Below are 8,227 nucleotides of genomic sequence, written 5' to 3' on the forward strand. Positions count from 1 at the left end.
TAGAGTTCTCCGCAGCACAAGCCCGCCGACATCGAGATATACTGACTCGCTTCGGTCGTCATCCTCATCGCAATCAAGCTCTAGGACGCCAATCAACCCCGGAAGAACTGGAGCATCTGGCAAGTGGACAGCTTGTCCATAGGCGCTCAATGCCGTCCCACCTATCGCAGTTTATTTCTGAGACTTGAGCGAGCTAAACCCTATTTTTCATCGTTACAATCACCGTCTAAGCAGATGTCCATGCACCCCGACCGTCGAGAGTGAATTGGTGATGACGTATACAGCGGTTATCAGATGAATAAACCACAGTGAGCGAACCAACCCAAGACATCCTCCTCAAAAATACACTCGTTGATAATTCGCGTTAATGCTTGATCCAGTGCTTCACGAGTTCGAGCCTTCGCTGAACGTAAAAGTTGCTTGAGTTTCGACCAACATAATTCAATGGGTGAGAGGTCAGGGGAATAAGGAGGTAAAAACACAACCTTTGCTCCCACGGCTTCAATTGCCTCTTGCACAACTGTGGCATGATGCACTGGCAAGTTATCCATCACAATAATTGCTCCCACCCATAATTGAGGAATCAAAATTTCTTGAATGTAGAACAAGAACACATCGGTGTTAACGCTGCCCACAATACTCAAAGTGGCAATCAAGCCATCGATACTCATGCCACCAATCAACGAGATATTCTTGCCTCCATCAGCAGGGGCCTCGCTGTCGTACAAGCGTTCACCCACAGGAGCACGACCATACAAGCGTGTCATTGCCAGATGAACGCCTGTCTCATCAATAAACCCCAAGTTACGTGGGTCGAGTGTAAAACTCCACAATCGGTAAGCAAAGCGCAAATCCTTAACCCGTTGGGTGTCCTGCTCAGCCGCAATTAAACTTTTTTTGACGCTGAGCTTGAGTTGACACACGGCTCGTTGCATCGTTGATACACTCACCTCTACACCCGTTTGCTCAGCAAAACGTTGACATAGTTCTATTAGGAGGGCATCTGGTTGAGCCTTCACCAGGGCTTCAACGATGGGTAACTGCTCTTTTCCTAGTTTGGCAACGGCTCCTCCTCCACGAGGTTTGGGTGACACCGTCCCTGTTTGGCGATGGTGTCGCATCAGGTCTCGGATAAACGATAAACTCACCTTGAAACGCTTTGCCAGCTGGCGTTGTGAGCCTTCTTGCGCTTCATATGCGGCGAGAATTCGTTGCCGTAAATCAACAGACAATGGGGCAGGCATGAGTGGTCATCGTCTCATCTTGCAAGACTCACTTAGACTATCAAACTGTGGCTTACTCAAGCAATAACTGCTGTAAGTTATCTGCGGCAGGTAATGGGCAATGTTAGAGTGCGTGTCTGAGCCTGTTGGAGGTTGATATGACGCTTCCCTTCGCTGGGTTAAGTTTTCCTGAGATGTATGAGCAGGCGCTCGTGCGCCCTCTGTTCCGTCCTTGGGCTGAACACCTCCTCGACGACGTAGAGCTTACCGCCGGAGACTGTGTTCTCGATGTGGCTTGTGGAACCGGCATCCTCGCGCGGCTAGCGAAGGAACGCTTGGGCGAGAGCGCCAGGGTAGTCGGTGTCGACTTGAGTCCGGCAATGCTCGCAGTCGCACGTCAAGTGGCCCCGGGTGTCGATTGGCGCGAAGGCGATGTCACTGCACTACCGCTGCACGACCGCGAGCAGTTTGACGTCGTCGTCTGTCAGCAAGGAATTCAATTCTTCTCGAACCAGACTGCTGCGGCACGGCAGATGCGAGGCGCACTGGCGGCGGGCGGCAGATTAGCCGTGAGCGCCTGGCGAGCGGACGAAGAACTCCCGCTGTTGCGGGAACTCCGTCGGGTCGTGGAACGGTACCTCGGGCCTATCATCGACCGCCGCCACAGTTTTGGAGAGACTGCCCCGCTTGAGACCCTGCTCCGAGAAGTCGGCTTTCACGACGTTCAATCAAAGATGGTCTCACGCACTATCCGTTTCGATGACGGGGCTGTCTGGGTGCACATGAACGCGATCGCCTTGGTCGGCATGAGTGGTGCAGCCAAGACAATGGGCGAAGCGGAGCGCGAGCGAGTGATGGCGGCGATCGCTCGCGACAGCGTCGAAGTGGTGCGGCCATACACCGATGAAGCGGGGCTTGCCTTTGAGCTTAGGGCGAACGTGGCAACAGCCCGGGGTTGAGAGGTTGAATGAATCGCAGGTTCACAGATGATAGAGACAGGGTAGAGGACTTCAGGGGTTCATTCTTGGTTGTGTGCCCGGAATGCTCCCGCCAGGCCACAGTCATTCACCGAGGGTCGGGCGCAAACTCACAGGTCAGCCTCACTTGTGTGAAGTGTGGCCACTCTCAAGAGTGGAGGTGTGCCAGCTCCGGCGTTATGTACTCCTCCACTCTTGAGCAGTATGAGCCGGGGCAGGTGTGCATCGGGGCGGCTGTTGACTGGTACTTCCATCTCCCGCTCTGGTTGCAGCGACCGTGCCGCGGTGAAATACTGTGGGCATACAATGTTGAGCATCTGAATTTCATAGAGAGCTACGTGAGCGCGGGCCTGCGCCAGAGGAGTAGAGACGAAGAGTATGGCTGGAGCAATCAGAGCTTGGCGAGCAGGTTGCCGACGTGGATGAAGAGTGCCAAGAACCGAGCAGAGGTCATGAAGGGCTTGGCAAAGCTAAGGGAGAGACTCGTGTGACCCACCCTGCATCTAACATCACCCGACGCTCCTCTCACGTCACCTGCCATGCGGGGCCAGAGCGCCCTTCCGCCTTCTATGCCCGCTACCGACTTCCCCTCCCTCATCCGCTGCGCTCTCAAAATTTAGTTTTAGCGGATAATGATACTGAGTTTCCACTAGGACTAAATTGGACACATTCTCTAGATGAGCCTAGGGGCATGAAAAGGCGCGATCAAAATACAGCGATCCCACCTCTTGATTTCTCGGTTTTCGAGGAGGTGTTATATGTTTCTTACAAACATTGCCGAAAACGAACAATGGCGTGCTTTTTGTAATATGTTTCAAGCGCTTGAGTCCTCAAGCGATCGCACCTCAAACAATGCCGAATTCACTCATTTTCGGCATTGTTGCTAGCTATGAACGTTCCGCCTCACCCGCCGCTAGTGAACTTTCGGACTCAACTGGTAATTCTAAACGGTCGGTGTGCAGGCGGATTGTTAGGCTGCTCCTGATTACAGTTAGACTGTCCCCAGTTTTGTTTTAATCGCAGCGATTATCTCATCTGCCAGCTCATCCAGGGATTTAACTCCATCTAGAACCAAATCGCAATTCTTCAAGACCCTTGCGTTTACTTCAAGGTACAGTTCGCGGGTAGCACCACTGAGATATCCTATTAGGTATTCTTTGAGATAAGTTGCCAGGTATTCTGGATCTCTTTCACGGAGACACCATTCAACATCTCGCAGCAACCGACGTGCTAAGGCAACTTCTAGCGGCAGGTCGATACATGCTACAAAATCAATAAGCTCGTTCATTTCGGCTCGTTCTCTACCAAATGGCTCCTCCATCACAATGAAGCTGGCTGCCTTGATTATTCCTTTGTTGTCGGGCAGAGAAATGGCTTTCCTACGCCGTAAGCTCCGTAAGTCTTTAAGGAGTTGTGGCGTTTGCCATTGATTGGGATCGGCTCCCTCTTTAATCCACTCAGAGAAGTTCGAGGGGTATTTCGATACCGAGGCATAATCGTCGAAATAAAGAGATACAGCATCTTCTAGCAAACTGGTTACTTTTTGAACCAGAGAAGTTTTTCCTGCTCCAGAGGGACCACTTATAGCAACCACAAAACTTGGCGATTGTTTGTTAGTCATCCTAACCATACCCTTCAGTCTTGGCAGACTAACGGTTGCGGTCAGAGGTTACCAAGAACTTGGACTCAGCAACAGCGACTTCTTTCAATCCGTTGCACCGCAATTGTTGTACGGCAGGACTCTACAACCGAGTATTTAGATCTGTGTTAACTCTACTCGATATTTATCTAGGTCTGCCACAACTGCACGTTGTTCCCGATCCGAGCGAACGACACCCAAATCGAGCCGAACCTCACTCATTGCTTTTATCAGTTTCTGGGCAGGGTTCATCGTGGCATAGGACTCGGATCATTTCTGCGCCAGGATGTTTGAACAATATATCAAACTCACTATTAGGCATCCTCAAGGTTTCAGGAATGAGATGAGCCTCGAGCGGCTGTGTTAGGGCTAATCCATGGACAGGAAGAAGGATAACGGTAATCTCTCCATCACGTAAGCACCCAAAACTTTTGCTGGGACACGCACATAAAAGGATGAATTGTCTTCTGCTACATGATGCATTTCAGCATACTGAGGGTAGTAGCTAGCGATGCCGTACAACGATTCAGCTCACTCGCCGCTAGAGGCTGGTGGAAGCACGAGCGTAGAGTGTAGGCAGTCGAGTGCAGCACCTTGTTCTGTTGCTGCCGGTCACGCATAATTTTTTCCCATGTAGTGAACCTCAGGCGCGTTCTCTCGTGGCCCCAAGTCCTTCCATCCATGCCTAAGATAGAACTCTACTGCTCTCGTATTTGTCGGAGTGACGCTTAAACGGGCGGAGTGCAAGCTAAGCCGTTTGAAGAAGGCTGTTGCATATTCATCAAGCAAACTGGCAACACCAGTGCCGCGCCAACGGGCAGTGACGTAGTACAAATTGACGTAACCTAGTGAGGCATCTGACCTAAAACGTCCCATTTCCATTTGACCGATGATTTCGCTGCCCGACCAAACGTGAATGCAGCCACCAGGAAACCGTTTCATCTTCTCGCACAGCCAGTTGACGTAGCGTTCTGCTCCTTTGCCATCGGCCCCGTGAAAGAGTTCTGCTGACCCAAAGCTGCAAACATATGAATCTTCCCGGAAAGCTACGCAAACATCGGCGTGCTTTGCCAAATCAATTGGCTTAAACTCTAAATGCTCAATCTGCATAATTTAAGTTTGATTAACAGCCAAGCCGTGTGCAGCGGCAGAACCGTGCAATTCAGCGGCGACGAGAAAAATAGAACGATAGACGAAAAAACTTTGCTTGTCCGCTGCAATCGAATTGTTCTGTCGCTACCAGCAATGTTTCTGTACTTTATAAACTCACACGCAACCTAAAGCATCAAGCCACTTCCTCTGATTGGATTGGAGCCACGTTTCAAATCTCAGCGTCTCCACAACAGCATCAACAATTTTTTGCCGACTCCCTTTTCCTTCCACTAACCACCCTGTCCAGTAGACCAGCGAACTGGCGCGTTGCAGCTTCCACACCGAAATGGCAGCTCTCATTTCTGCCAGTGTCAGTAAAGACAACGCTTGATAGCCCGTGCTAAAGGCTCGCACAATTTCCTCAAATAAAACCTCCTGCCAAGGAAAGGATGCAAGCTGATCTAAGCTACTCATGTAATCCAACAATCGCAAATCGCGCGTTGCAAACTCAAAATCTAGAATTCCAACCACCTGATCCTGGTTCACGAGAATGTTTGGTGTTATGTAATCTGCATGAATGGTCTGAATGGAAAGTGTTGCGTATAGCTCAGGAGAGGATTCGATTGCCTCATTTAACAGTTGATTTAAATGTCTCTGTTCCTCTAAACCTAGCTGTAAAAGTTGTGGAACTGTGAAGGGATCGCTGACTTGCGGATGAATTCGGTCTAATGCTCCCCAAAACGGCAGTTTCGCGTACTGACCCTGCGGATCGAACTCGGCAAGCGCATTGTGCAACGTCGCCAAGGCAAAACCAGCCGATTGAATCTGATGCAGGTTTCGCGAGACTGTAAATTATTTTGTGTAAGCGGTCAAAATAACATCCAATGACAGGAGACCGCCCATGAAAGAATCCCATCCTTCTGCCGCCAAAGTCGACCAGTTGCTCGATGAACTGCTGCAAGATTACTCCGGACCCGAAGCCGTTCTTGGAGAACAAGGGTTGCTGAAGCAGCTCACCACACGTCTAGTGGAAAAGGCATTGCAGGCAGAACTCACTCATCATCTCCAACACCAGCACAACTCCCAGATTGCTGAAGCAGAGCCACCCAAGGAGCGCCGCAATTCTCGCAATGGCTTCTCCAAAAAGACGGTGCAAGCTGAACTTGGCACCCTCGAACTTCAGGTGCCCCGAGATCGCTTCAGCCAGTTTGAACCCGTTCTAGTCAGAAAAGGACAACGACGCATCAGCGGGTTGGATGACAAAATCCTCGCCCTCTATGCACGAGGATTGAGCACTAGGGATATCCAAGCGCAGTTGGAAGAACTCTATGGGGTTGAAATTTCTGCCACCTTGATTAGTCAGGTCACCGATGCGGTCGCTGAAGAGGTGCGCCAATGGCAAGCCCGACCCTTGGACAAGGTCTATCCCATCGTCTGGTTAGATGCGCTCTATGTCAAAGTCCGTTCCGAAGGACGAGTGAGGTCTCAGGCTGTTTACCTCGTCTTGGGAGTCAACCTCGAAGGGCACAAGGAACTGCTGGGGATGTGGATGTCCCCAGCAGAAGGAGCTAAGTTCTGGCTCTCGGTGCTGACGGAATTGAAAAACCGAGGGGTGGAAGATGTCTTTGTCGCTTGTGTCGATGGTCTGGTGGGATTTCCAGAAGCCATCAAGACCGTTTATCCTCGTGCTCGGGTCCAGTTGTGCATCGTTCACTTGATGCGGAACTCACTCAAGTATGTGCCCTGGAAGTTGCAGCGCGAAGCCGTAGCCGACCTCAAACCCATCTACCAAGCTGCTACGGTTGCTGGAGCGGAGTCAGCCCTCGAAACCTTTGCCCAGAAGTGGGACGAGCATTATCCTTCCATCAGCCAACTGTGGTTGCGGCACTGGGAGCACATCATCCCGTTGTTTGACTATCCGGCAGACATCCGCCGAGTGATTTACACCACCAATGCCATTGAGTCGCTGAATCGTTCCTTGCGTAAGGTACTCAAGACGAAGGGCCACTTCCCCAGTGATGAGTCCGTCTTCAAATTGCTCTACTTGGCCCTGACTAATATTGCCAAGCGATGGACGATGCCGATCCCCAACTGGAAACAAGCACTCTCGCGCTTTGCCATCGAGTTCCCAGACCGCCTATCCCACTGAGCCCAACTCTGGCTTACACAAAATTCTTGACACTCTCGGTTTCGCCGCTCCATTGGGTGTCCGACTAACCGAGGCAGTAGGGCAGCGTTAAGCAATTGTCCATCCACTTCAACGACAATAAAGGTTTCGCCAGAAGCGGTCTGGAGGGGTACTGGAATCGCGAAAGGGAGATGAGCAGAGTCTAGAAACGTAAGCAATGAATGCTCATAGTGAATCTGAGCGATCGCAGTGGTAGCTGCGTAAAACTTTAGAACAAACTGATGCTCTGAGGCGCGAACAAAATAAACTGCACGGCTTGAACCCTGCGCTGTTAGCTCAAACGTTGCCTCAGCGAGAAATGACCATTGTTCAAATATCGCTTGTTTGGTAAACTCCGATAAACTCATTCGTCGTCCTACAGACAAGACTCAAACTGCTGCCTCTACGATAACTCAAGCAGCAGAACGACCAAGCTCACCGGACGCAGAAAACCTTTGCAACTCAACCACTTAACTTGACACGTTCCGGTGCAGCGACTGGTTAGACTCACGGCGTATTCTACTGCTGTGAATAAATTGACTTATACCCTCAACTACCTCAGGCACAACTGGCAGCGTTGGATCAGAATAGGAAGCATTTTGCTGTTCAGGGTCTAATGGAACAGCTTTTAACACGTGATTCATCCCCTCAATGATTCTAAGCTCCGCATCCGGCTTAGCCCTCTTCAGGTCTTGCGCCTCCCTTACAGACACTTGGATATCCGTTGTTCCTTGAACAATTAGAACAGGGATAGTGAGACGCCTAATCTCTTGGGCAGGGGTATAGCGAAACCAGGAAATGAGGTAGGGTTGGATGCTCGATCTGTAGAACTCGTTGAGTTCTGGTGGAACAGAGGTCACTCTCTTCCCTTGCTCTAGAGCAGCAAGAATCTGCTCATTCTGTTGCCATAATGCATCTGGCAATCTAGGTCGCAGTTGATCTTGTAAAACTTGTGATGCAGTTTGGGCAATTCCGGCGATTGATACAAAAGCATCTGCTCCGGTTTTTTGGGTTGCCAGCATTCCAATCAGAGAGCCTTCGCTGTGACCAATTACGGTGATGCTTGAGAAACGAGAATCTGCCTGCAATTGCTGAATCCAAAGTGCAGCATCTTCAACATAGGTATCGA

10 protein-coding genes and 1 pseudogene are annotated in these 8,227 nt (G+C 50.6%); 5 read left to right on the forward strand and 6 right to left on the reverse strand.

From position 1 onward, the window contains the following. Positions 1 to 188, forward strand: a 188-nt coding sequence (locus tag H6F90_RS05770) for a DUF924 family protein (RefSeq protein WP_190551043.1), incomplete at its 5' end; no start/stop codon positions are given. A gap of 102 nt (positions 189 to 290) precedes the next feature. On the opposite strand, the gene H6F90_RS05775 is transcribed toward H6F90_RS05770, so the two are convergent. Beyond that, entirely contained in the window at positions 291 to 1,244 is a 954-nt protein-coding gene (locus tag H6F90_RS05775) for an IS630 family transposase (RefSeq protein WP_190551045.1), read from the reverse strand. Between the two features lie 173 nt (positions 1,245 to 1,417). Here H6F90_RS05775 and H6F90_RS31420 point away from each other — a divergent pair. From H6F90_RS31420 to H6F90_RS05785, 3 genes and pseudogenes are all read left to right on the forward strand, one after another. Beyond that, a pseudogene (locus tag H6F90_RS31420) lies at positions 1,418 to 1,891 on the forward strand (class I SAM-dependent methyltransferase); the annotation flags it as partial. A 66-nt stretch (positions 1,892 to 1,957) separates the two neighbouring features. Next, entirely contained in the window at positions 1,958 to 2,182 is a 225-nt protein-coding gene (locus H6F90_RS30565; RefSeq protein WP_242024359.1) for a hypothetical protein, read from the forward strand. A 436-nt stretch (positions 2,183 to 2,618) separates the two neighbouring features. After that, positions 2,619 to 3,008, forward strand: a complete 390-nt coding sequence (locus tag H6F90_RS05785) for a hypothetical protein (RefSeq protein WP_190442041.1) — start codon at positions 2,619 to 2,621, stop codon at positions 3,006 to 3,008. A gap of 183 nt (positions 3,009 to 3,191) precedes the next feature. Here H6F90_RS05785 and H6F90_RS05790 read toward each other — a convergent pair whose 3' ends face one another. The 3 genes from H6F90_RS05790 to H6F90_RS05800 form a co-directional block, all read right to left on the reverse strand. Beyond that, positions 3,192 to 3,821: a P-loop NTPase fold protein gene (locus tag H6F90_RS05790; RefSeq protein ID WP_190443330.1), complete on the reverse strand. Its 630-nt coding sequence runs from the start codon at positions 3,819 to 3,821 to the stop codon at positions 3,192 to 3,194. Positions 3,822 to 4,451: 630 nt separating this feature from the next. Then, a complete protein-coding gene (locus tag H6F90_RS05795) occupies positions 4,452 to 4,949 on the reverse strand; it encodes a GNAT family N-acetyltransferase (RefSeq protein ID WP_190551051.1) in 498 nt (165 codons plus the stop codon). Positions 4,950 to 5,105: 156 nt separating this feature from the next. After that, a complete protein-coding gene (locus H6F90_RS05800) occupies positions 5,106 to 5,765 on the reverse strand; it encodes a phosphotransferase (protein WP_255524966.1) in 660 nt (219 codons plus the stop codon). A gap of 67 nt (positions 5,766 to 5,832) precedes the next feature. Between H6F90_RS05800 and H6F90_RS05805 the strand changes: the two genes are divergently transcribed. Next, the gene (locus H6F90_RS05805) at positions 5,833 to 7,080 is read left to right on the forward strand and encodes an IS256 family transposase (protein WP_190551054.1); all 1,248 of its coding nucleotides are present in this window, start codon (positions 5,833 to 5,835) and stop codon (positions 7,078 to 7,080) included. Here the strand turns inward: H6F90_RS05805 and H6F90_RS31425 are convergent. Next, positions 6,972 to 7,466 carry a phosphotransferase gene (locus H6F90_RS31425; protein WP_190551055.1) on the reverse strand — a complete coding sequence of 165 codons (495 nt, stop codon included), beginning with the start codon at positions 7,464 to 7,466 and terminating at the stop codon, positions 6,972 to 6,974. The genes H6F90_RS05805 and H6F90_RS31425 overlap by 109 nt on opposite strands. A gap of 102 nt (positions 7,467 to 7,568) precedes the next feature. Next, on the reverse strand, positions 7,569 to 8,227 hold a 659-nt coding region (locus H6F90_RS05815; RefSeq protein ID WP_190551056.1), incomplete at its 5' end, for an alpha/beta hydrolase.

It is taken from the genome of Trichocoleus sp. FACHB-591 (assembly GCF_014695845.1).
Classification (GTDB): Bacteria; Cyanobacteriota; Cyanobacteriia; order FACHB-46; family FACHB-46; genus Trichocoleus.

What these genes read in the sequence shown, in the direction of transcription:
- H6F90_RS05805 (WP_190551054.1), top strand. Translation starts at nt 5,833, where the DNA reads ATGAAAGAATCCCATCCTTCTGCCGCCAAAGTCGACCAGTTGCTCGAT.
- H6F90_RS05775 (WP_190551045.1), bottom strand. Translation starts at nt 1,244, where the DNA reads ATGCCTGCCCCATTGTCTGTTGATTTACGGCAACGAATTCTCGCCGCA.
- H6F90_RS30565 (WP_242024359.1), top strand. Translation starts at nt 1,958, where the DNA reads ATGGTCTCACGCACTATCCGTTTCGATGACGGGGCTGTCTGGGTGCAC.
- H6F90_RS31425 (WP_190551055.1), bottom strand. Translation starts at nt 7,466, where the DNA reads ATGAGTTTATCGGAGTTTACCAAACAAGCGATATTTGAACAATGGTCA.
- H6F90_RS05790 (WP_190443330.1), bottom strand. Translation starts at nt 3,821, where the DNA reads ATGACTAACAAACAATCGCCAAGTTTTGTGGTTGCTATAAGTGGTCCC.
- H6F90_RS05795 (WP_190551051.1), bottom strand. Translation starts at nt 4,949, where the DNA reads ATGCAGATTGAGCATTTAGAGTTTAAGCCAATTGATTTGGCAAAGCAC.